Origin of the sequence: Streptomyces sp. NPDC090021 (assembly GCF_044748225.1) — a bacterium.
Lineage (GTDB): Bacteria > Actinomycetota > Actinomycetes > Streptomycetales > Streptomycetaceae > Streptomyces.
The window spans coordinates 67,113-88,314 of record NZ_JBIVFO010000031.1; the positions used below are offsets into that span (position 1 = coordinate 67,113).

Genomic DNA, 21,202 nt, shown 5'->3' on the forward strand with positions numbered 1-21,202 from the left:
AACAGAACGGGGTACGACGTGACACATCGCGTACGAGGGGTCATCGCCCGGAGCAAGGGCGCACCGGTGGAGACGACGACGATCCTCGTGCCCGACCCCGGACCGGGCGAGGCACTCGTCCGGGTGCAGGCCTGCGGGGTCTGCCACACCGACCTGCACTACCGCGAAGGCGGGATCAACGACGAGTTCCCCTTCCTGCTCGGACATGAGGCGGCCGGCATCGTCGAGTCCGTCGGCCCGGACGTCACCTCCGTGGCCCCGGGCGACTTCGTCGTCCTCAACTGGCGTGCGGTGTGCGGCAACTGCCGCGCCTGCAAGCGCGGACGTCCCTGGTACTGCTTCGCCACGCACAACGCCACCCAGCCCATGACGCTGGAGGACGGCACCCCGCTCTCCCCGGCCCTCGGCATCGGGGCCTTCGCCGAGAAGACCCTGGTTGCTGCCGGTCAGTGCACCAAGGTGGACCCGGCCGCGGCTCCCGCCGCCGCCGGACTCCTCGGCTGCGGAGTGATGGCCGGCCTCGGCGCGGCCCTGAACACCGGCAACGTCGGACGGGGCGACTCCGTCGCCGTCATCGGCTGCGGGGGAGTGGGCAACGCGGCCGTGGCGGGCGCCAGGCTCGCCGGCGCCTCGAAGATCATCGCGGTGGACCTGGACGACCGGAAGCTTCAGTGGGCGCGCGGCCTCGGCGCCACGCACACCGTCAACGGTCGCACGGACGACGTGGTCAAGGCGGTCCAGGGCCTCACCGGCGGCAACGGTGCCGACGTCGTCATCGACGCGGTGGGCCGCCCCGAGACCTACCAGCAGGCCTTCTACGCACGCGACCTGGCCGGGACGGTGGTCCTGGTCGGAGTGCCGACTCCGGAGATGAAGCTCGAACTCCCCCTCCTGGACGTCTTCGGCCGCGGCGGCGCCCTGAAGTCGTCCTGGTACGGCGACTGCCTGCCCGAGCGGGACTTCCCCCTGCTGATCGACCTCTACCTGCAGGGCAGGCTCGACCTGGACGCCTTCGTCTCCGAGACCATCCCCCTCGACGGCGTCGAGGAGGCTTTCGCCCGGATGGAGCGCGGCGAGGTGCTCCGTTCGGTCGTCGAGTTCTGACGCAGCCCCGAAGGCCCCGGTCCGGTCCGCCCGGTCCGGTCCGGTCCGGTCCGCCCGGTCCGGGGCCCGGAGACCCTCCAGGTCCAGACCCGTCGGGCGATGTCACGACCCCTCGCCCGACTCGCCCGAGGCGCTGCGCAACCCGGCTGGAGGGATACACCGGGTCCCGGCGGATCCTGCTGCCCGCAGGACGCCTCGGGCCCGGCAGCGGGGGCGCCGCGATCCACCTCTTAGACTCGGGCGGACCGCCGCGTCCGCCCGCGCCCCGTCCGGCCGCGGCGCGGGCCTTCCGCACCTCACCTCGTACCCCTGGGGGCCGTTCCGTGACCGTCGTCCACAGCTACCGTCAGCCCGGCACGGTCCTCACCGACCACCGGTTCTCCGTCCCGCTGGACCACGCGCGCCCGGACGGCGAGCGGATCGAGCTGTACGGCCGCGAGGTCGTCGCCACCGGCAAGGACCCGGAGAGCCTGCCCTGGCTGCTGTACCTGGAGGGCGGCCCCGGTTTCGGTGCCCGCCGCTTCGTCGGCCGGCAGGCCTGGCTGGAGCGCGCCCTGCAGGACTACCGGGTGCTCCTGCTGGACCAGCGCGGCACCGGCCGGTCCACCCCGGCGAACCGCCAGACGCTGCCCCTGCGCGGCACCCCCGCCCAGCAGGCCGCCTACCTCGCCCACTTCCGCGCCGACTCCATCGTGCGCGACGCGGAGGCGATCCGGCCCGGGCTGACCGGCGGCGCGCCCTGGACCGTGCTCGGTCAGAGCTTCGGCGGCTTCTGCACGGTCCGGTACCTCTCCAGCGCGCCCGAGGGGCTCACCGCCGCCCTGATCACCGGCGGACTCCCGGCGCTGGCCGCCACCGCGGACGAGGTGTACCGGGCCGCCTACCCCCGCATCGAGCGCAAGAACCTGGCCCACTACGCCCGTTACCCCATGGACGTCGAACGGGCCCGCCGGATCGCCGCCCGTCTCGCGGAGCGGCCGGCCGAACTCCCCGGCGGGCACGTCCTGACGGTCGAGGCCTTCCAGTCCCTCGGCATCCTCCTCGGCGGCGGCGACGGCAGCCACCAGCTCCACTACCTGCTGGAGGACGCCTTCGTCCCGGCCCCCGGCGGCCCCGCCCTCTCCGACGCCTTCCTGGAGGGCGCCCGCGCCCTCCTCTCCTTCGCCGGGCACCCCCTCTACGCACTGCTCCACGAGGCGATCTACGCCCAGGACCCGGCCGCGCCCACCGCATGGGCGGCCGACCGCGTCCGGGCCGATCACCCCCGCTTCGACGCCGGCAAGGCTCTCGCGGGCGACGAGCCCCTGCTCTTCACCGGCGAGACCATCCACCCCTGGCACTTCACCACCGACCCGGCGCTCGCCCCGCTGCGCGAGACCGCCGATCTCCTGGCCGCCCGTACCGGATGGCAGCCGCTCTACGACCCGGAGCGGCTCGCGGCCAACGAGGTGCCGGTGGCGGCCGCGGTCTACCACGACGACATGTACGTGGACGTGGAAGACTCCCTGCGCACGGCCCGCGCCATCCGCGGCCTGCGCACCTGGGTGACGGACGAGTTCGAGCACGACGGCCTGCGCGCGGGCGGCCCACGCGTCCTGGACCGGCTTCTGGCCCTCGTGCACGATGCGGTATGACCGGCGTCCTCGCAGGTCACGGGTGTGATGGTGGCCTGAAATAATCGTTCTCGCAGAAGTTGATCACGCGGTTAGGGTGGGCCTCGACCCTGAGGGACCGACCCATGTGTGGAGCGTGCATGTCGAGAAGGATGTCGAGCGCCGTCTCGCTGGCCCTGGCCGGCGGACTGGCCGTGACCGGCGTGGTGACAGGAGCGGCACCGGCCGCCGTCGCCGCGCCGGCCGTCAGCGCCGCGGGGACGGGGGAGACCCCCGTCGGCGCACAGGCCTGGACGCGCGTGTCCAAGAAGAACCCGAACCGGTCCTACTGGAACACCGCCGACGACCTCCGCGTCGGCAACGAGGGCGGCGCCCAGGGCCTCTCACGCGCCTACCTGACCCTGGACACCACCGCGCTCAAGGGCGCCACCGTCTCCAGGGCGACCTTCCGGATCACCAACACGGGGTCCGCGTCCTGCGAGGGCCGTCCGGTGGAGCTGTGGAGCGTGGGCACCGTCTCGGCGCAGACCACGTGGAAGCTGCAGCCGGCCAAGGGCGTCCGGCTGGCGACGGTGACCGACGCCAAGGGCGGCGCGGGCTGCGCGGCGGGCGAGTTGGAGTTCGACGCCACCGCGCTGGTGAAGGAGGCGGCGGCCGCGTCCCGGACCTCCGTCACCGTCGGTCTGTTCGCCTCCGACGAGTCCGACGCCTCGGCCTGGAAGCGCTTCGCTCCGGCGAGCGCGAAGCTGGAGGCCACCATCGGCCGCCCGGCCCCGCCGGTGATCAGCTCCCCGGAGTTCCCCGACGCCTCGAACGGGGCACCCGCCGTGACCGGGAAGGCCCGTACCCCGGGCACGTTCACCTTCGGCACCGGCGGTGCCGACAACATCGAGAAGATCGTGTACTGGTCGGTGTCCGAGCCGCGGGAGGTCACGGTGGCGCCGGGCGCGGCCGTCGTGATCACGCCCACGGCATCCGGCCCCAACATGCTCTACGCGTACAGCGTCGACCGGGCCGGGCGGCGCTCGGACCAGACGGTGTACCACTTCTGGGCCCTCGGCAACGGCGGGATCCGCGACGCCGTCGGCGACCTGAACGGCGACGGCCTGCGCGACCTGTGGACCCTGGGCCCCGACGGCAGGCTCCGCTTCTCGGCCGGCCGGGCCGACGGCACCTTCGCCGCGCCCGTCGACGGCGGGGCCTCCTTCGCCCCCGGCAGTCGGATCGCAGCCGGCGGCGACTGGGGCGACGACGGATACAACGACCTGCTGGTGCTGGAAACCGTCGAGGGACTGGGTGCCAAGCAGATCCGGGTCCTCCCCAACAACGGCCTCGGCAGCGTCCGTCCGCACGACGGCATGGTCCTGAGCGTCTTCGAGAGCGACCCGGTGCAGGGCAACGACCACTGGTCCGACGCCCAGGACATCGTCGACGCGGGCGACCTCGGCGGCGACGGCGAGCCCGATCTGCTGGTCAAGCAGGGCGCCAAGCTCTGGGCCTACACGGGCAGCCGCTCCGGCTACCTCGACATGAACGGCGCCCCGGTCCTCGTCGGTGACGCAGGCTGGGACGCCGTCTCGGTGCTCGTCCCGGGCGACACCGACGGCGACGGCGCCACCGACCTGTGGGTGCGCGACGACGCCTCGGGCGACCTCTTCGCCGTGCGGGGAGCCATGGACGCCTCCGGCCGGTTCGACCCCACGGGCTGGGCCACGGCGCAGCGCGTGAAGATCGGCTCCGGCCTCGGCCGGGCAGCGTACCCGACGCTGGTCTCCGCGGGCGACCTCGACCGTGACGGTCGCGCCGACCTGGCCGCCGTCGGCGCCGACGGCAAGGCCGTCTGGTTCCGTGCGACGGCCTCCGGGATCGAGGCGGCGCCGCGCCCCATCGGCTGAGTACACGTCAGCCGGACGGGCCCGCAGGTGCGTTCAGCGGGTCCGTCCGGGGCCGGGGCGGCGGGCCGCGCCGGAGTCCACGAGGGCCGCTGCCCGCCCCTGGCGGCCCGTTCGCCTATGGTGCGACGCATGACCGAACAACGTGATCAGCAGGCCCCCTTGGAGCCCATGCCCACCGACTGGCGGCGCGCCCTCGCCGTCGTGGCACACCCGGACGACCTGGAGTACGGGTGCGCGGCAGCCGTCGCGGACTGGACGGACGGTGGCCGGGAGGTGGTCTACCTCCTGGCCACCCGCGGTGAGGCGGGCATCGACTCCGTCGCCCCCGACGCCTGCGCCTCGCTGCGCGAGGCCGAGCAGCGCGCGAGCGCCGCCGTGGTCGGGGTGTCCGCGGTGGAGTTCCTCGACCACCGCGACGGCGTCGTCGAATACGGTCTCGGCCTGCGCCGGGACATCGCGGCGGCCATCCGCCGGCACCGGCCGGAACTGGTCATCACCCTCAACCACCGGGACACGTGGGGCGGTGAGCAGGGCGGTGGCTACTGGAACACCCCCGACCACAAGGCCGTCGGCCGGGCCACCCTGGACGCCGCCGCCGACGCCGGCAACCGGTGGATCTTCCCGGAGCTCATCTCCGAGCAGGGCCTGGAGCCGTGGAACGGAGTCCGCTGGGTGGCGGTGGCCGGTACCAGCACGCCCACGCACGCGGCCGACGCCGGTCCGGGCCTGGAGCGTTCGGTGCTGTCCCTGCTGGAGCACAAGGCCTACATCGCGGCACTGACGGACCAGGATCCCGAGGACTACGTCCGCACCTTCCTCACCGGCAACGCCGAGCGGGTGGCGCCGCGGTTCGGCGGCCGTCCGGCGGTCGCGTTCGAGGTCTTCCCCCGCTGACCCTCCTGCCCCCGCCGGCCCGGCCCGGTGCCGCCGCCGGTCACGAGGACCACCTGCCCCGCGTAGGTACGGGGGCCGGGCGGCGGCGCCGGGCGGCGGCGCGGGAAGGCCGCGCGGGGGTCTCCATGCGTCCGTCAATGGTGCGCGGACGCCCGGTTCACCATTCCCGCGAGCCCCCGACTAGCTGCCCGGGTTGTACGCCTGCCGGGTCGTGCAGGTCCAGATCACCGGCTTGAGCTTCCCCTTCGCGTTGACCGCCGCCCCGCCGACCCGGTCGGCGTCCGAGACCGCGTCGGCCATGCTCGCCTGCCCCGCGGCCAGCCGCGGCAGGGCCTTGACCGGGCCGGAACCGGCCCGCAGGAGCGCCTGGTCCGGCAGGGTCATCTCGTCCGGGTGGAACTTGGCCGTGCCGACACTGAGGTTCGTGGTCGGGCTGATCGCCTCGAACGTGGCGTACGGGTGCGAGCTCAGCCCCCCGGGCGTGGTGCCGGGACCGGTGAGCGGGGGCTCCCAGACCCATGGGCGGTACTCGTGCCACGGGCCGGCCCAGTCGTAGCCGACGACCCGGCCGCTCTCGTCGAGGTCCTGGACGTAAGCGTCGTTCCCCGACGGCGCCAGCAGCCGGGCGGCGGTGCCGTCTCCCGGCCACAGCACCGGGTAGGTGTTCTCCAGGTGCTCGCCGGTCTCGGGGACCTCGTGGTCCTGCGTGGCCATGCCGAGGATGTCGCCCCGGTTGTTGATGCCCGTGACCATCGTGATCCGGGTGCCCGGGCCCGCATCGGCCGGGACGGGCAGTTCGCGGACCTTCCGGCCGTCCTTCCAGACGGTGGCGGTCCAGCTGCCGGAGCGGGAGACCACGTACCCGGCGTCGTTGATGTCGGCCTCGAGGTCCGAGCCGTCGCTGTCCGGCAGCGGGGTGATCGCCGCGGCACCCGCCTGGTACGTGAACAGGGAGGTGCCGCCGAAGCCGCGGAGGATGCCCACCATCAGGCCGTGCGCGTTGACGGCGAGCACCTGCCCGGACTGGTTCGGATCGGCCAGCGGGACCCGGTGGACGGCGGTGCCGGTCCAGTAGACGGGCTTGTGGCCCGAGACGCCGACGGCGAGATCGCCCGCACCGAGGTCGAAGACGCCCTGGCTGCGCTGCATGTCGCGCGTGTACGACTCGTCCCCGATCGAGCCGAGCACCTGGATCTTCGGCGTGCACTTCGCGCCGGCCGCGGCGCCGGCCGTCGGGCCGGCCGCCACGGCCGGCCCGGCCGCGGTGATCAGGCCCGCCAGAACGACGCCGGCTCCGGCCGCGGACATGCTTCTTCTCATGTGGTGGTCCCCCCTGGACAGGTGCTGTTCCCCGTTGAGTCATGACACGTGCACGCCACATCCTGCCTGATGACGGGACGGATGTGGCCGGAATGACGCGTGTTGATTCGGACCGGCCGGGGGTCCACTCCTCCCGGTGATTCACAGGAGGGCAAGCGACCGCTTAGTATGCGGCCGGAGTGGATTCCTCGACGGCGGCTGGAGGCCCCGGATGCAGGCATGGCGAGTACACACCCCCGGCGAGCCCCGCGAGGCCATGCGCCTCGAAGAGGTTCCCGAACCGGTGCCCGGCGAGGGCGAGGTGAGACTCAGGGTGCTCGCGGCGAACGTCAACTTCCCCGACGCGCTGCTCGTCCGCGGGCAGTACCAGATCACACCGCCGCTGCCCTTCACCCCCGGCGTCGAGATCTGCGGCGAGACCGAGGACGGCCGTCGCGTCATCGCCAACCCGAGCCTGCCGCACGGCGGTTTCGCGCAGTACGTCACCGCACCCGCCCGCGCCCTGCTGCCGGCCCCGGACACCCTCGACGACGCCGAGGCGGCCGCCCTCCACATCGGCTACCAGACCGGCTGGTTCGGCCTGCACCGCCGGGCGGGCCTGCAGGCCGGCGAGACCCTCCTCGTACACGCCGCCGCCGGCGGGGTCGGCAGCGCCGCCGTCCAACTGGGCAAGGCCGCAGGAGCCACCGTCATCGGGGTCGTCGGAGGCAAGGACAAGGCCCGCACCGCCGAGGAACTCGGCTGCGACCTGGTGATCGACCGCACCGCGGAGGAGATCGCCCCCCGCGTCAAGGAGTTCACCGGCGGACGCGGCGCCGACGTCGTCTACGACCCGGTCGGCGGGGACGCCTACGCCGCCTCCGCCAAATGCGTCGCCTTCGAGGGCCGGATCGTCGTCGTCGGCTTCGCGAGCGGCACCATCCCCGCACCCGCCCTCAACCACGCCCTCGTGAAGAACTACTCCATGCTCGGCCTGCACTGGGGCCTGTACGCGGCCAAGGACCCCGCCGCCGTCCTCGCCTGCCACACCGAGCTCACCCGGCTCGCCGCCGAAGGCGCGGTCACCCCGCTCGTCAGCGAACGCGTCCCGCTCGCGGACGCCGCGGACGCCGTGCAGCGCCTCGCCGACGGCACCACCACCGGCCGCCTGGTCGTCGTACCGGGCCTGGACGGAGCGGCCCGATGACCACCGGCACCCCGCTCACCCCCGAGGCACTGCGCGCCCGCACCAGGGACCTGCTCGCCGAGCACCCGCCCGCCGGGACCGGCCGCACCGAGTTCCTCCGCGCCCGCTTCGACGCCGGGCTCGCCTGGGTGCACTACCCCGAGGGCCTCGGCGGCCTCGGCGCGCCCCGCTCCCTCCAGGCCGTCGTCGACGCCGAACTGGAGGCCGCCGGCGCCCCCGACAACGACCCGCGCCGGATCGGCATCGGCCTCGGCATGGCCGCGCCCACGATCCTCGCGTACGGCACCGAGGAGCAGAAGCAGCGCTTCCTGCGGCCCCTGTGGGTGGGCGAGGAGGTGTGGTGCCAGCTCTTCAGCGAGCCCGGCGCCGGTTCGGACCTCGCCGCGCTCGCCACCCGCGCCGTCCTCGACGAGGACGCGGGCCAGTGGACCGTCGACGGCCAGAAGGTGTGGACCTCCAGTGCCCACAACGCCCGCTGGGGCATCCTCGTCGCGCGCACCGACCCGGCCCTGCCCAAGCACCAGGGCATCACCTACTTCCTCTGCGACATGCACACCCCCGGCGTCGAGGTGCGGCCGCTACGCCAGATCACCGGCGAGGCCGAGTTCAACGAGGTCTTCCTCACCGGCGTCCGCATCCCCGACACCCACCGCCTCGGTGCCGTCGGCGAGGGCTGGGCGGTCGCCCGTACCACCCTGATGAACGAACGCGTCTCGATCGGCGGCATGCGCATCCCGCGCGAGGGCGGCATGATCGCACCCGTCGCCGCGGCCTGGCGCGAGCGCCCCGAACTGCGCACCCACGCCCTCCACCAGCGGCTGCTGGAACTGTGGGTCGAGGCCGAGGTCGCCCGCCTCACCGGGGAACGGCTGCGCCAGCAGCTCGCCGCCGGCCAGCCCGGCCCCGAGGGCTCGGGCATGAAGCTGACCTTCGCCCGGCTCAACCAGGAGATCAGCGGACTGGAGGTCGAACTCCTCGGCGAGGAGGGCCTGCTGTACGAGGACTGGACCATGCGCCGCCCGGAGCTGGTCGACTTCACCGGCCGCGACGCCGGCTACCGCTACCTGCGCGCCAAGGGCAACAGCATCGAGGGCGGAACGAGCGAAATCCTCCTCAACATCGTCGCCGAACGCGTCCTCGGTCTGCCCCCCGAGCCGCGCGACGACAAGGACCTCGCATGGAAGGACCTCTCCCGATGACGGCACCGACAGCGCCGGCGGCCCCGGCCGGCCTCCTCTACTCCGACACCGAGGAGGAACTGCGCGCCGCCGTACGCTCGCTCCTCGCCGACCGGTGCGACGCCAAGGAGGTCCTCGCCCGGGCCGAGACCGGCCGGCCGCACGACCCGGCCCTGTGGCACACCCTCGCCGTCGAGATCGGCACGGCGGGGCTCCTCGTACCCGAGAAGCTCGGCGGACTGGGCGCGGGCCACCGTGAGGCGGCCGTGGTGCTGGAGGAGCTGGGCCGCGCCGTGGCGCCCGTCCCCTACCTCACGAGCGCCGTGCTCGCCACGGAGATCCTGCTCGGCTGCGACACCGCCGAAGCGGCCGCGCTGCTGGCGGAGCTGGCGGCGGGGCGCACGGTCTGCGCCCCGGCCGTGCCGCTGACCCTCGCCCCCGGGGCCCGCCTGCCGGCCCCTGTGCGGGACGCCGGCGGAGGGATCCTGACCGGCACGGTCACCGCCGTGGCCGACGCGGTGGCCGCCGACGTACTGCTCGTCCTGGCCGACACCGGGCTCTACGCGGTCCCGGCATCACCGTCCGGCGTGACCCCGACGGTCCCGCTGGACCTGACCCGTCCGCTCGCCACCGTCACCCTCGACGCGGCCTCCGGCACCCGCCTCGCCGACCCCGCCACGGCCCGGGCGGCGGTCGCCGGAGCCCTGCTCTGCGCGGCGGGTCTGCTCGCGTCCGAGCAGGTCGGGCTCGCCGAGTGGTGCCTGACCGAGACCGTTCGACACGTCAGGGGCCGCTACCAGTTCAACCGGCCCGTCGGCTCCTTCCAGGCCCTCAAACACCGGCTGGCACGGCTCTGGCTCGACGTGGCCTCCGCCCGCGCGGCCGCCAGGGCCGCGGCCGACGCCCTCGCGGTCGGCGCCCCCGACGCACCCCTGACGGTCGCCGTCGCCCAGGCCCACTGCTCGGGCGTGGCCGTCCGTGCGGCCGAGGAATGCGTGCAGCTCCACGGAGGCATCGGCATGACGTGGGAGCACCCGGCCCACCTCTACCTCAAGCGGGCCAAGGCCGACTCCCTCGCCTTCGGCACAGCCGGCCACCACCGCGGCCTGGTGGCCGACTTCGCGGAACTCCCGGCGCCGTAGCGGGTTGCGCCGATGCGCCGACGCGCCGGTGCGGCTTCGGGGTCACGGGTGCCGGACCGGACACGTGCCCGCACGACGCGGGGCCCCGCCGTCGCGCACCGCGGTGCCCCGCCCGCGCCCGGCGCCGCGGTCGTACTTCCGACCGGGGTGCCGGGTCCTGACCGGAGTCACCGGCGAGGTCGTCCGCGACGTCCTGTGCGGGGAGTTCCCGCCCCTGCTGCTGCGCGAGGAGGTCTACGCGACCGCCGCGCTCGCCGGCGCCGCCGCCTACCTCGGCCTGCGCGGGGCCGGCGCCCCGGACCCGGCCGCCATCACCGTCGCCGCCGGCCTCGTCCTCGCCCTCCGGCTGGCGGCGATCTTCCGCGACCTGCACCTGCCCCGCCTCCGGCGCGTCCCCGGCTGATCCCTATGCTCGCCGCATGACCACCGTGATCACCCGGCTGTCCGCCGCCGGCCTGCGTTCCCATCGCGACGAACTCGCCGCCCTCCTGCACGCCGTGGTCGCCGACGGCTCCTCGCTCGGCTTCCTCGCGGGCATCGACCACGCGGACGCCGCCGCGTGGTGGGACTCCCTGCTGCCCGCCGTCGAGGACGGGTCCCTCGCCCTGTGGGTGTCCCGTACCGGCACCGACGGCCCCCTCGACGGCACCGTCAGCTGGTACCGGGAGTCCAAGCCCAACGGCCGCCACCGCGCCGAGCTGCGCAAGCTCATGGTCCACCCGGACGCCCGGGGCCGCGGCACCGCCGGCGCCCTCCTCGCGCACGCCGAGAGCGAGGCCGTCCGAGCCGGAGTGCTGCTGCTGTTCCTGGACACCGAGACCGGCAGCGGCGCCGAGCGCGTCTACCGCCGCGCGGGCTGGACGGAGGCGGGCACCATCCCGGACTACGCCACCGACCCGGCGGGCCGGCTGCACCCGACCACCCTCTTCTACAAGCGGCTCCCGGGCGCCCGCGGGTGACCTCGCCCGCCGCGCGGCGTTAGACCCGTAGCCGCCGGCCATCGAGCGAGGGAGACCGCATGTCCGCAGCAACCGCCGCCGCACCACTGACCCGACGCGCGCTCCTGCGCGCGGCGTTCACCGCGGCCGTGCTGGCCGGTACGGGTGCGGCCCTGGCCCCCGTGCTCCGGGCCCGCCGCCCCCGGCAGACCCTCACCCCGGCGCCGCTCGCCGAGGAGGAGACCTACCGCGGCCGGCACATCGCCGTGGACGTCGCCGGGGTCCGCATCGACGGACGCCCGCTGCACGTCATGCGCCGGGCCGACGGCAGTTACCTCAGCGGGATCAACCACTTCCAGTCCTATCCGACCCCGCTGGAACTGGCCCGGGCCGCCGTCGACGAACTGGGGACGGCCCAGCTGGCGTTCGCGGCCCCGCACCACGGCTGACACAGACACGGGAACGGGAGGACCCCCGCTTTGCACGTCCGGCAGAACCAGAAGAACCTCACCAGCGCCCAGAAGAAGCGCTTCACCGCGGCGGTACTGGAGCTGAAACGCAGCGGTGCCTACGACGCCCTGGTGCGCACTCACGACAAGTACTTCGTGCCCGACCGCGACCGCAAGCTGCGCGTCGGGCACATGTCGCCGTCCTTCTTCCCGTGGCACCGGCTCTACCTGCTGGAGTTCGAGAAGCAGTTGCGGCAGATCGACCCGGGCGTGTCCGTCCCGTACTGGGACTGGACCACCGACACCAGCCCGGTCTCCTCGCTCTGGGCGGACGACTTCCTCGGCGGCACGGGCCGCGCCGCCGACCGCAAGGTGATGAACGGGCCGTTCGCCTACGACAAGGGCAACTGGACGGTGACGGTGGGCATCACGGAGTCCGCGTTCCTCACCCGCAACCTGGGACGGCCGCAGAACCCGATCGCCCTGCCCACACCGGCCGAACTCCAGTGGGCGATCGACGATCCCGTCTACGACGTCTCGCCCTGGGACTCCACGGCCACGGCGGGCGGCTTCCGCAACAAGCTGGAGGGCTGGGCGGCCCCCAGGAGCGAACGCTGGCGCAACCACAACAAGGTCCACCAGTGGATCGGCGGACACATGACCGGTGGTACGGCGCCCAACGACCCGGCGTTCTGGCTGCACCACGCCTTCGTGGACCTGCTCTGGGACCGCTGGCAGCAGAAGCACCCCCGCTCCGGCTATCTGCCGGCGGCGCCCCTGCCCCTCGGCGACCTCCAGCGCGGCCGGGTGATCGCCCTCGACGAGCCGATGCCGCCGTGGGACGTCACCCCGCGCGAGGTCCTTGGCCACCAGGGCCAGTACCGCTACGAATGACCCGTCCCCCGCCTGCGCGTCCGCGCAGGTGCCGGGAGCCGGGTACGGGCACAGGGGAAGGGCCCCCGCCGTACGGCGGGGGCCCTTCGGCCGAGCAGGTGATCAGTGGCCGTAGCCCGCACCCTCGGTGTGGTGGCCGCCGCCGCCCGAGGCGTTGACGCAGGTGTTGCCGAACGCCGGGTTCAGCAGACCGATGACGTTCACGGTGTTGCCGCAGACGTTGACCGGGACGTGCACCGGAACCTGGAGCAGGTTGCCCGACAGGACACCGGGGGAGCCGACCGCCGCACCGTGCGCTCCGGCATCGGCGACAGCCAGGCCCGCACCGGCGACCACGGCGCTACCGGTGACAGCGGTGATGGCGAATGCCTTCGCGATACGCGACATCAAGATCTCCTCGTGAGATGTGGGGCGCCACAGAGTCTGTGGCATTTGACATGGCATACAACGCCGGGAGGGCCGTGGGGTCACGGCCCCCGCGCCTACCCGGTGACGGGAAAATCGACGGAGGCGAAGGAGGGCCGCACCTGAGTGGCCTCCCCGGCCCGCAACGTCCCCACGACCCGGCCCGTGCAGCGGGGCCCCTGATGGAGGATCGCCGTCCCCCGGGTCGCGTTGGTGACCGCACGGCCGCCGCCGCCCTCCGCGGCCACGCAGCCCCGCGGCGCGGTGAGCCCGTGGACCCGGTCGTCCTGGCCGACGTACTGGAAATCCGGCCCTGCGGCGTGGGCCGGACCGGCGACGCACGAGATGCCCGCCAGCAGCAGGACGGGCAGAGTGTGGTGGATACGCAGGATTCGCATGCCCGTCCAACCGGGCCGGTCCCCGGGCCGGTCACGCCTTGTCACCCGTTGGACGGCTGTGCGACCGTGCGGGACCGGTACAGCGGCAGGAGGACGGGATGAGCACAGAGGGCGTCGCGGGCGGGCGGGACCGGCCACGGGTCAGGACCGGGGCCGGCCTGGTCGAGGGCCGTACCGGGGCCGACGGGGTCTCCGTCTTCCTGGGCATCCCGTACGCGGCCCCGCCCGTCGGCGCCCTCCGCTTCGCGCCGCCCGCGCCACCGGCCGCCTGGGACGGTGTGCGCGAGGCCCTGGCCTTCGGCCCGACCGCGCCGAAGGTGCCCTACCCGCCCGCGTTCGCGGCCCTGCTGACCGACCCGGTCATCCCCGGCGACGGCTGCCTGAACGTGAACGTGTGGACGCCGGACCCGACCCCCGGGGCCGGGCTGCCGGTCATGGTGTGGATCCACGGCGGGGCGCACACCCGGGGCTCCTCGGCCGTGCCCGTCTACGACGGCGCCGCCTTCGCCCGCGACGGCGTGGTGCTGGTCTCCTTCAACTTCCGCCTCGGCGTCCTCGGGTACGGGCTGTTCCCCGACGCACCCGCCAACCGCGGCATGCTGGACCAGATCGCCGCCCTCGAATGGGTCCGCGACAACGTCGGGGCCTTCGGCGGAGACCCCGGCCGCGTCACCCTCTTCGGCGAATCCGCCGGGGCCATCAGCATCGGCGCCCTCCTGGCCGCCCCGCGCGCGGCCGGACTCTTCCACCGTGCGGCCCTGCAGAGCGGAGCCCCCGAGGCGACGGCGCGCTCCAGGGTGCGCGCCATCGTCCGGCGGATGGCCTCGCTGCTGAAGGCGGAGGCCACCGCCGACGCCTTCACCGCCACCTCCCTGCCCGACCTGCTGGCCGCCCAGGCGGCCGTCCTGCGCCGATCGGGCCCCCTCCTCGGCGGCCCCGCCTTCGGCCTGGTCGTCGACCCGGACACGCTGCCCGTCGACCCGATCGACGCCCTGACCGCCGACACGGACGCGCCCTCCGACGACATCCCGCTGCTGTTCGGATGGACCACCGAGGAGTACCGGCTCTGGCTCGCCCCGACCGGCGGGATGCGGCTCCTGGACCGGCTGGGCCCGCTCGCCGTGGCGCTGGCCCGAGCCCGCACCGGCAAGGACCGGGCCGCCGTACAGGAGCTGCGCGACGCCCTGCCCGGTGCCGGACCGGCCGAGCTCGCCGGGCAGCTCTTCACCGACCGGCTGCTGCGCGATCCGCTGCGCAGGCTCGCGGCGGTGCGGCGGACGGCGCCGAGCTTCCTGTACGAGTTCGCCTGGTGCTCGGGCGTCCCGGGGCTCGGCGCCTGCCACGCCCTGGAGCTGGGCTTCGTGTTCGACACCCTGTCCGTGCCCGAGGCCGCCGCACTGGCCGGTCCGGCCGCCCCCCAGGCGCTCGCCGACGAGATGCACGCGGCGTGGGTGCGGTTCGCGACGACGGGCTCCCCGGGCTGGGCGCCCTGGAACGGCGACGGCCCGCCGAAGGTCTTCGGCGGGCCGGAGCGCGAGCGGACGGAGGCGCCGGCGGCTACTCGACCGGTCCTTCCATGACCTTGCTGATGTACTGGATCGGGCCCTCGCCCATGTTCGGGACATAGGTCTTGGCGTTGTGCCGGCCCCCCGGGATCACCCGCAGGCTGGTGTGCACGGGCCCCTTGTCGCCGAAGGCGGCGACGAACTTCTGCACGTCGGGCAGGGTCTTCTTGTTGCTCTCGTTGTCGCCGACCTGGAAGGCGATGTAGACGTCCGGGCCCTTGGTGTCGATCAGCTGCTGGGCCAGCAGCTCCGGGTTGTTCTCGGCCTTCTCCTTGTCGTGGCCCTTCCACAGGGAGGAGTCCGGGACGATGTCCGGGCCGGAGGCGATCACGGCCTTGAACTTGTCCGGGTGCTTCAGCACGGCCTTCATCCCGGCGAACCCACCGGTGGACGAGCCCATGAACGCCCAGCCGTCACGGGACTTCACCGTGCGGAAGTTCGCCTTCATCAGGTCCGGGACGTCCTCGGTCAGCCAGGTGCCCATCTTCGGCTGGCCGGGGATGTCGGAGCCGTCCCAGTAGACGCCCTTGTCGTCCGGGCCGGGGTTGAGCACCGGCATCGCCAGCAGGAAGGGCTTGCTCTTCCCCTCCGCGTACCACTTGCTGATGCTGGTCTGGAGGCCGAGGTCGGTGCCCATCCAGTAGTTGTTCGGGTAACCCGCGCCGCCCGGGAGGGCGATCATGACCGGGAAGCCGCTCTTGGCGAACTTCGGGTCGTCGTACTCCTTGGGGGCCCAGACCCAGACCTTGCCCTTGAAGCCGGACTTCTTGCCGTCCAGGGTGGTCACGGCCACGTGCGTGCCGTCGGGCAGCGTCATCGAGTTCTTGAACTCGGCGGCCGGCCCCGTCGGCATCAGCATCCTGGAGTTCGCCGGCTGCCGGGCGTCCCCCGGACCGCCCTGGCCGGAACCCGCGCCGCCGCCGTTCTGCCCGAAGGACACCGAGGAGCCCTTGTCGGTGAACGGGGGTATCTCGTAGTAGGTCATCACGCCGGCGGCCGTGCCCGCGAGCGCGAGGACGCAGACGGCGGCGATCAGCCCGCGCCGGCCCCGGCGGCGCGGCCGCTCGGGCCGCTCCTGCTCCCGGTGCTCCCGCGGAGGCTGCCCCGGCTGCCCGGGGTGCCCGCCGTACTGCTCACCGTAGGGGGACTGTCCCTGCCCGTACGGCTGCCCGTACGGGTCGCCGTAGGGCGGCTGCGGGGTGTGCCCCTCCGGCCTGTACGGCTGGTGCTGCTGCCCCTCGGGTGCGTACGACATGTGCGGTGGCTCTCCGGCTGGTGCTGCCCCAGAGGGGCGGGTGGTCCGACGACTCGGTTCTTCCGTTCGGAAGATGAACGGAAGTACGTCGGGGTTCCGCACTTTCCCTTCTCTTGGGGTTTCCTGGGGCAGCCCATTGCCCGCCCCGCCCCGCCCCGGGAACGCCCGCCCCTCCCCTGGAGCGCCCGCCCCGCTCCGCCCCGGGAACGCCCGCCCCGCCCGGAGGCGACCTGTACGCCGTGTCCGCCGGCTGGGGCGGGCCCCGTCCGGGCGGATGGAATCGGCCCTCGCCCCGGCCTTCCTCGGATGAGGGGGCGGGACGAGGGCCGGGGCAGGACCGTTTTTCCGTTCTTCCGACTCCCTAGGCCGGGATCAGCGTCTTGCGGCGGCGCTTGCGCTGCGCCCCCGCCGAAAGCCTCAGCTCGATGATCGACCGTACGGCCGGCCACTCCTCGTCGAGGATCGAGTAGAAGGCGGTGCTGCGGACGGCGCCGTCCAGCCCCCGCGAATGGGCCCGGCGGACCCCCTCGCAGGTGAAGCCGAGACGTTCCATCGCGGCCCGGGACCGGCCGTTGCGCGCGTCGGCGCGCAGCGAGATGCGCCGGACACCCCAGGTCTCGAAGGCGTGGCGGAGCATGAGCAGCTTCGCCTCGGTGTTGATGCCGGTGCCCTGGGCGGTCGGGGACAGCCAGGTATTGCCGATCTCGGCGGCATCGGGGATCGCCGTCGCCGGATCGCCGAACGGGACGCCGGGCACGGCGGGCCACACCAGCGGCCCCTGCCAGTAGTCGAGTTCCAGGAACCGGGTCGAACCGACCACCCGCCCGTCAGTGGCTCTGACGATGGCGAACGGGAGCGATCGACCCGCAGCCTGATCGGCGAGGGCGCGGTCGATGTACTCGTGTGACGCCTGCACCCCGTGGGGTACGGGGGTGAAGGCGTAAGTCGTACGATCCTCGGCACCGGCCACGGCCAGGGCCTCGGTGTGGTGGGGTGCGAGGGGCTCGAGCCGCACGGTGCGGCCCGCGAGGTGTACGGGTACGGGCACGGAGCCTTCGGTCCTTCTGGGCGGTGGGGTGGTTGCACAGTCTGCGTCCACGACGTCGCCCCCCGTGCAAAACACGAGTGAAAGACGATCGGCTGTCAGATGAACGCGAGTGGCTCAATGTAACCCCTTGAAGTCCTTCCATGAAGCCCCAATTTGGCAATGGTGTGACGCCGGTTTTCGCCGACTTGGGTCCCCGCGGCACAGCCCCCGTAATCCTGATCTTCGGACATCCCTTCCCCTGGGCCGCGCGGGCCCCCCGGACGGCCGCGCGCACGGCCTCCGGACGCCACGCGATCACTCCTGACCTGCGGTGATGCGGTGAGATCCGCGGCACAGCCGGGCGGCGTTCCGCCGGCCCTCCCCGCCGGTGACGCCGCGGCCCTCCCGCCGGTCCGGGCCTCGAACGCACGGCCGTCGGTGAAGTGTCCACGGGCGGTCGGATCGCGGGCCACACGACTGCGCCACCCGGGGCCGCCGTAGAGTCGCCGGAGGATCACGTCGAGGAGGGTGCTCATGCTGCGCGGATTTGCGACGATCAACTTCTGGGCCGACGACCTGGAGGCGGCGAAGGCCTGGTACACCGAGGTGCTCGGCACCGCGCCGTACTTCGAGCGGCCCGGGTACGCGGAGTTCCGGATCGGCGACTACCAGCACGAGATCGGCATCGTCGACCGCCGCTACGCCCCGCCGGGAGCCGCGAAGGAGCCGGGCGGCGCGGTGGCCTACTGGGCCGTCGACGACCTCCCGGGGGTCCACCGCAGGCTCCTGGAGCTGGGAGCTCAGGAGTACCAGCCGGTGACCGCGCACGGTGATGGCGGTTTCGTCACGGCGGCGGTCACCGACCCCTTCGGCAACGTGCTGGGGATCATGCGCAACCCGCACTACGTGGAGGTCCTGGAAGGAGCGACCCCGGACCCCGCCTGACCGGGCACCGGAGGCGCTGACGTGAGCACGTCCAGGCGCGGGCCTGAGATCATTCCGGGTATGGACGACGTACTGCGGCGACTGGCCGCCGTGGGGCCCTTCTTCACGGTCCCGTACGGGCAGGAGCCGCCCGGCCCGGGCTTCCGGCCCCTCACCGCCCTCTACGGCGAGCAGCTCGGGCCGTACGTGGCCGAGGTGGGCCGCCGGATCGGCAGCGGTCCCGGCAGGGTGGCCGCCTCGACCGCGCAGTTCGGGATCGCCTCCCGGCTGTGGTCGATCGGGCTGGGGTGCGCGGCGCTGGACGGGCGGGTGCCGGACCTGGCCGCCGACCGGGTGTGGTGGCGGCTGCCGGAGGAGGGCTCGCTCCAGCTCTGGCTGCCCGAGCCCGCCGCCCGCCCCGTCGACGGGCTGGGGGAGTCGGTCCTGGGCAACCTGACCCTGCTGGAGGCGGACCTGCGCCGGCGGTACGGGGTGTCCCCGACGGTCCTGCGGGGAAACGCCGCGTCCGGCCTGGTCGGCGCCCTGCGGGTGCTGATCGACCGGGTGCCCGGCGGCGCGGCGGTCGAGGTGGTACGCGCTCTGCTGGCCGAGGGCGGCGCGCTCGCGGGCACCGGCACGTTCGTCCACGAGGAGGGGCTCGGCGTGGCCTTCGTACGGCGCAGCTGCTGCCTGTACTACCGGGTGCCCGGCGGCGGCCTGTGCGGCGACTGCGTCCTGCGCACCCGGCCGCGCTGAGCGGCCCGCTCGGAGCAGGGCAGGGCAGGGCGCGGGGCGAGGTGCTGACCGCGGTCGACACGATCAAGGCGGCCGGTCTCTCCGAGCAGACCCGTCCTGGACTACGACGTCGAGCAGTTCTACCCGGGGCAGCCGCGCGAGATGTACGAACTGCTCCGCACGCGGCGGGAGTACGTGAAACCGACGAAGGCCACCGGGGCGCAGTTGCACTGCTCCCCGATGGCCCCGCAGCAGCACTGCGACGTCGTCTTCGGCTGGCTCGCCGACGTCCTGCGGCGCTGGGTGCCGTCCCGCTCCACCGGATCAGGAGACCTCAGGAGACCGCAGGAGACCTCAGAAGGTGAGGTTCCAGGAGTCGATCTTGCCGATGTCGCCGCGGGCGTTGTCGTTGACCCGGAGCTTCCAGGTGCCGTTCGCGACCTCGGAGGAGGCGTTGACGGTGTAGACCTGGTTGATGTTGTCGGCGCTGCCGCCGGAGCGGTTGTGGACCGTGTAGACGGAGCCGTCCGGCGCGATCAGGTCGACCTTGAGGTCACCGATGTAGGTGTGGACGATGTTCACGCCGACCTTGAGGGTGGCCGGGGCGTTGCCGGTCACGCCGCTGACGGTGAGGGGGCTCTCCACCGTGGTGTGGTCACCGATGGCGACGTCCGCGGTGTTCTCGAAGTACGTGCCGGGCGGCGGGGTGCTGCCGACCGCCTTGAGGGCGTCGACCTGGCCCTCGCCGAAGAAGCCGTTCTTCGCCGTGGTGCCCTTGCAGCGGCTGTCCGACGGGCAGGCGACGTCGTTGGCCTGGGTGGCCAGCTTGTCGCGCAGCTGCGCCGGGGTGATGCCCGGGTTGGTGCTGACCATCAGCGCCGCCACACCGGCCACGTGCGGCGAGGCCATCGAGGTGCCGCTCATGGAGCCGTACTTGCCGCCCGGCAGGGTGCTGTAGATGCCGGTGGCGTCGCCGCCGGGGGCCGTGACGTCGATGACGTTCAGGCCGTAGTTGGAGTACGAGGCCTTCGCGGTGGTGCCCATCGCCGAGACGGTGACCACGCCCGGGAGCTCGGTCGGGATGTCCAGGCAGGCGTTGGTGATGGTGCGCCTGACCGGCGTCGAGTCGTTCGGGCTCTCGGTGTCGGTCGTCTTGTTCGCCAGGTCGAGGTTGGAGTTGCCGGCCGCCGCGACCTGCAGCGAGCCCTTGCCCTCGGCGTACTCCTGGGCGCGCTTGACGCCCTCGATGATGGCTGCCTGGTCGGCGTTGTCCGGGCAGTTGAACTGCCACGGGTCCGTGTAGTAGCTGTTGTTGGTGACCTTGAAGCCGTGGTCACCGGCCCACATGAAGCCGCAGATGGTGTTCTCGGCGAAGAACAGCGAGGAGTTCGGCTCGGCGATGCGCACCGAGGAGATCTTCACGCCGGGGGCCACGCCGATGACGCCCTTGCCGTTCTTGGCGGCGGCGACCGTGCCGGCCACGTGCGTACCGTGGGTGCCGATGTCGCGCCAGGCGCCCGTACGGGTGTCCGGCTTGCCGTACGCGCAGGAGGCGGAGTCCGCGGCGTTGAAGTTCGGGGCCAGGTCCTGGTGCTGGTCGTCCACACCGGTGTCCAGGATGCCGACCTTGACGGACGCGGAGCCGGTGGTGACCGCCCAGGCCTGGTCGGCCTTGATCTGGGTCATGTCGGCGCGGACCGGCTCGCCCGAAGGCGTCGTGGACTGCGCCGGGTTGGCGGGCAGCGCCGGGTTGTAGGCGTCCGCCGGCACATCCGAGGTGCGGGTGGCGCCGACCTGCTGGACCCCGCTGACGCCGCGCATGGTGGCGGCGAAGGAGGCCGAGGCGGAGTGGGCGGTGATGACGCCGATCGCGTCGTAGTACTGGAAGACCGTTCCGCCGTTGGCGGTGACCGCGTTGCGGACCGCCGTGGTGTCACCGGGCGCGGTGATCACGAGGTAGGCGCGGGTGCCGGCAACCCAGGTCGCACTCTGGGAAGCAGGGGCCGCGGCCCGGGGCGCCGCCGCGGGAGCGGAGGCGGCGGAGCCGGACGGAGAGACCGGAGCGGTGCCGGCGAGCGCGGCGGGGGCCCCGAAGGCGAGTGCGGCGCCGAGCGTGGCGGCCAGCACGAGGGTACGTCGAGGTCGGCTGGATATGTGGGGTATCAATGCGTCCTCCGTTGACCCGGTGGTCAGGCCGGGTCGTACGAAACAAGTGGTGGACGCAAGATGTCATGCACGCGGCCGGTTACGGAAGTACCTTTTACAGCACGGGGGTTCGTT

At 73.3% G+C, this 21,202-nt stretch carries 20 protein-coding genes; 14 read left to right on the top strand and 6 right to left on the bottom strand.

Annotated features, from left to right (window positions below; genetic code table 11):
• The first annotated feature begins 18 nt into the window (after nt 1-18).
• The 4 genes from ACIPXC_RS24185 to ACIPXC_RS24200 all read left to right on the top strand — a co-directional run bounded on the left by ACIPXC_RS24185 (nt 19) and on the right by ACIPXC_RS24200 (nt 5,506).
• Nucleotides 19-1,104, top strand: a complete 1,086-nt coding sequence (locus tag ACIPXC_RS24185) for an S-(hydroxymethyl)mycothiol dehydrogenase (RefSeq protein WP_401621858.1) — start codon at nt 19-21, stop codon at nt 1,102-1,104.
• 323 nt (nt 1,105-1,427) lie between these two features.
• Nucleotides 1,428-2,738 carry an alpha/beta fold hydrolase gene (locus ACIPXC_RS24190; protein WP_401621861.1) on the top strand — a complete coding sequence of 437 codons (1,311 nt, stop codon included), beginning with the start codon at nt 1,428-1,430 and terminating at the stop codon, nt 2,736-2,738.
• A gap of 119 nt (nt 2,739-2,857) precedes the next feature.
• A complete protein-coding gene (locus ACIPXC_RS24195) occupies nt 2,858-4,612 on the top strand; it encodes a DNRLRE domain-containing protein (protein WP_401621864.1) in 1,755 nt (584 codons plus the stop codon).
• Nucleotides 4,613-4,741: 129 nt separating this feature from the next.
• Nucleotides 4,742-5,506 carry a PIG-L deacetylase family protein gene (locus ACIPXC_RS24200; protein WP_401621867.1) on the top strand — a complete coding sequence of 255 codons (765 nt, stop codon included), beginning with the start codon at nt 4,742-4,744 and terminating at the stop codon, nt 5,504-5,506.
• Nucleotides 5,507-5,686: 180 nt separating this feature from the next.
• On the opposite strand, the gene ACIPXC_RS24205 is transcribed toward ACIPXC_RS24200, so the two are convergent.
• The gene (locus tag ACIPXC_RS24205) at nt 5,687-6,814 is read right to left on the bottom strand and encodes a hypothetical protein (RefSeq protein ID WP_401621869.1); all 1,128 of its coding nucleotides are present in this window, start codon (nt 6,812-6,814) and stop codon (nt 5,687-5,689) included.
• A 223-nt stretch (nt 6,815-7,037) separates the two neighbouring features.
• On the opposite strand from ACIPXC_RS24205, the gene ACIPXC_RS24210 reads away from it, so the two are divergent.
• The 7 genes from ACIPXC_RS24210 to ACIPXC_RS24240 all read left to right on the top strand — a co-directional run bounded on the left by ACIPXC_RS24210 (nt 7,038) and on the right by ACIPXC_RS24240 (nt 12,613).
• Nucleotides 7,038-8,012: an NADPH:quinone oxidoreductase family protein gene (locus ACIPXC_RS24210; protein WP_401621872.1), complete on the top strand. Its 975-nt coding sequence runs from the start codon at nt 7,038-7,040 to the stop codon at nt 8,010-8,012.
• Nucleotides 8,009-9,211: an acyl-CoA dehydrogenase family protein gene (locus ACIPXC_RS24215; RefSeq protein WP_401621875.1), complete on the top strand. Its 1,203-nt coding sequence runs from the start codon at nt 8,009-8,011 to the stop codon at nt 9,209-9,211. The genes ACIPXC_RS24210 and ACIPXC_RS24215 overlap by 4 nt, the downstream gene beginning before the upstream one ends.
• The gene (locus ACIPXC_RS24220; protein WP_401621878.1) at nt 9,208-10,332 is read left to right on the top strand and encodes an acyl-CoA dehydrogenase family protein; all 1,125 of its coding nucleotides are present in this window, start codon (nt 9,208-9,210) and stop codon (nt 10,330-10,332) included. Before ACIPXC_RS24215 ends, ACIPXC_RS24220 begins: the two co-directional genes overlap by 4 nt.
• Before the next feature lie 64 nt (nt 10,333-10,396).
• Nucleotides 10,397-10,735 carry a TRIC cation channel family protein gene (locus ACIPXC_RS24225; protein WP_401621881.1) on the top strand — a complete coding sequence of 113 codons (339 nt, stop codon included), beginning with the start codon at nt 10,397-10,399 and terminating at the stop codon, nt 10,733-10,735.
• 16 nt (nt 10,736-10,751) lie between these two features.
• Nucleotides 10,752-11,291, top strand: a complete 540-nt coding sequence (locus ACIPXC_RS24230; protein ID WP_401621884.1) for a GNAT family N-acetyltransferase — start codon at nt 10,752-10,754, stop codon at nt 11,289-11,291.
• 59 nt (nt 11,292-11,350) lie between these two features.
• Nucleotides 11,351-11,719, top strand: a complete 369-nt coding sequence (locus tag ACIPXC_RS24235) for a tyrosinase family oxidase copper chaperone (RefSeq protein WP_030959645.1) — start codon at nt 11,351-11,353, stop codon at nt 11,717-11,719.
• Between the two features lie 30 nt (nt 11,720-11,749).
• Nucleotides 11,750-12,613, top strand: a complete 864-nt coding sequence (locus ACIPXC_RS24240; protein ID WP_401621887.1) for a tyrosinase family protein — start codon at nt 11,750-11,752, stop codon at nt 12,611-12,613.
• Between the two features lie 102 nt (nt 12,614-12,715).
• Here the strand turns inward: ACIPXC_RS24240 and ACIPXC_RS24245 are convergent, their stop codons facing one another.
• Both ACIPXC_RS24245 and ACIPXC_RS24250 read right to left on the bottom strand, forming a co-directional pair.
• Entirely contained in the window at nt 12,716-13,000 is a 285-nt protein-coding gene (locus tag ACIPXC_RS24245; RefSeq protein WP_386457577.1) for a chaplin, read from the bottom strand.
• Between the two features lie 95 nt (nt 13,001-13,095).
• Nucleotides 13,096-13,416 carry a hypothetical protein gene (locus tag ACIPXC_RS24250; RefSeq protein WP_401621891.1) on the bottom strand — a complete coding sequence of 107 codons (321 nt, stop codon included), beginning with the start codon at nt 13,414-13,416 and terminating at the stop codon, nt 13,096-13,098.
• Nucleotides 13,417-13,514: 98 nt separating this feature from the next.
• On the opposite strand from ACIPXC_RS24250, the gene ACIPXC_RS24255 reads away from it, so the two are divergent.
• Entirely contained in the window at nt 13,515-14,996 is a 1,482-nt protein-coding gene (locus ACIPXC_RS24255) for a carboxylesterase/lipase family protein (protein WP_401621894.1), read from the top strand.
• Here ACIPXC_RS24255 and ACIPXC_RS24260 read toward each other — a convergent pair.
• Both ACIPXC_RS24260 and ACIPXC_RS24265 read right to left on the bottom strand, forming a co-directional pair.
• On the bottom strand, nt 14,974-16,236 hold the full coding sequence (locus ACIPXC_RS24260) for an alpha/beta hydrolase (protein ID WP_401621897.1): 1,263 nt from the start codon (nt 16,234-16,236) through the stop codon (nt 14,974-14,976). The two genes, ACIPXC_RS24255 and ACIPXC_RS24260, sit on opposite strands and share 23 nt — an antisense overlap.
• 361 nt (nt 16,237-16,597) lie before the next feature.
• The gene (locus tag ACIPXC_RS24265; protein ID WP_030820224.1) at nt 16,598-17,284 is read right to left on the bottom strand and encodes a GNAT family N-acetyltransferase; all 687 of its coding nucleotides are present in this window, start codon (nt 17,282-17,284) and stop codon (nt 16,598-16,600) included.
• Nucleotides 17,285-17,797: 513 nt separating this feature from the next.
• On the opposite strand from ACIPXC_RS24265, the gene ACIPXC_RS24270 reads away from it, so the two are divergent.
• Together ACIPXC_RS24270 and ACIPXC_RS24275 are read left to right on the top strand one after the other, a co-directional pair.
• On the top strand, nt 17,798-18,208 hold the full coding sequence (locus ACIPXC_RS24270; protein ID WP_401621900.1) for a VOC family protein: 411 nt from the start codon (nt 17,798-17,800) through the stop codon (nt 18,206-18,208).
• A 60-nt stretch (nt 18,209-18,268) separates the two neighbouring features.
• A complete protein-coding gene (locus ACIPXC_RS24275; RefSeq protein WP_401621903.1) occupies nt 18,269-18,943 on the top strand; it encodes a (2Fe-2S)-binding protein in 675 nt (224 codons plus the stop codon).
• A gap of 333 nt (nt 18,944-19,276) precedes the next feature.
• Here ACIPXC_RS24275 and ACIPXC_RS24280 read toward each other — a convergent pair whose 3' ends face one another.
• Nucleotides 19,277-21,049, bottom strand: coding sequence for a S8 family peptidase (locus tag ACIPXC_RS24280; protein ID WP_401621934.1), 1,773 nt, complete (start codon nt 21,047-21,049; stop codon nt 19,277-19,279).
• Between the last annotated feature and the right edge of the window lie 153 nt (nt 21,050-21,202).

Excerpts from the sequence above, each read along its gene's own strand:
- ACIPXC_RS24235 (WP_030959645.1), top strand. The coding sequence starts at position 11,351 with ATGTCCGCAGCAACCGCCGCCGCACCACTGACCCGACGCGCGCTCCTG.
- ACIPXC_RS24210 (WP_401621872.1), top strand. The coding sequence starts at position 7,038 with ATGCAGGCATGGCGAGTACACACCCCCGGCGAGCCCCGCGAGGCCATG.
- ACIPXC_RS24220 (WP_401621878.1), top strand. The coding sequence starts at position 9,208 with ATGACGGCACCGACAGCGCCGGCGGCCCCGGCCGGCCTCCTCTACTCC.
- ACIPXC_RS24275 (WP_401621903.1), top strand. The coding sequence starts at position 18,269 with ATGGACGACGTACTGCGGCGACTGGCCGCCGTGGGGCCCTTCTTCACG.
- ACIPXC_RS24270 (WP_401621900.1), top strand. The coding sequence starts at position 17,798 with ATGCTGCGCGGATTTGCGACGATCAACTTCTGGGCCGACGACCTGGAG.
- ACIPXC_RS24255 (WP_401621894.1), top strand. The coding sequence starts at position 13,515 with ATGAGCACAGAGGGCGTCGCGGGCGGGCGGGACCGGCCACGGGTCAGG.
- ACIPXC_RS24230 (WP_401621884.1), top strand. The coding sequence starts at position 10,752 with ATGACCACCGTGATCACCCGGCTGTCCGCCGCCGGCCTGCGTTCCCAT.
- ACIPXC_RS24245 (WP_386457577.1), bottom strand. The coding sequence starts at position 13,000 with ATGTCGCGTATCGCGAAGGCATTCGCCATCACCGCTGTCACCGGTAGC.
- ACIPXC_RS24250 (WP_401621891.1), bottom strand. The coding sequence starts at position 13,416 with ATGCGAATCCTGCGTATCCACCACACTCTGCCCGTCCTGCTGCTGGCG.
- ACIPXC_RS24260 (WP_401621897.1), bottom strand. The coding sequence starts at position 16,236 with ATGTCGTACGCACCCGAGGGGCAGCAGCACCAGCCGTACAGGCCGGAG.
- ACIPXC_RS24200 (WP_401621867.1), top strand. The coding sequence starts at position 4,742 with ATGACCGAACAACGTGATCAGCAGGCCCCCTTGGAGCCCATGCCCACC.
- ACIPXC_RS24215 (WP_401621875.1), top strand. The coding sequence starts at position 8,009 with ATGACCACCGGCACCCCGCTCACCCCCGAGGCACTGCGCGCCCGCACC.
- ACIPXC_RS24205 (WP_401621869.1), bottom strand. The coding sequence starts at position 6,814 with ATGTCCGCGGCCGGAGCCGGCGTCGTTCTGGCGGGCCTGATCACCGCG.
- ACIPXC_RS24195 (WP_401621864.1), top strand. The coding sequence starts at position 2,858 with ATGTCGAGAAGGATGTCGAGCGCCGTCTCGCTGGCCCTGGCCGGCGGA.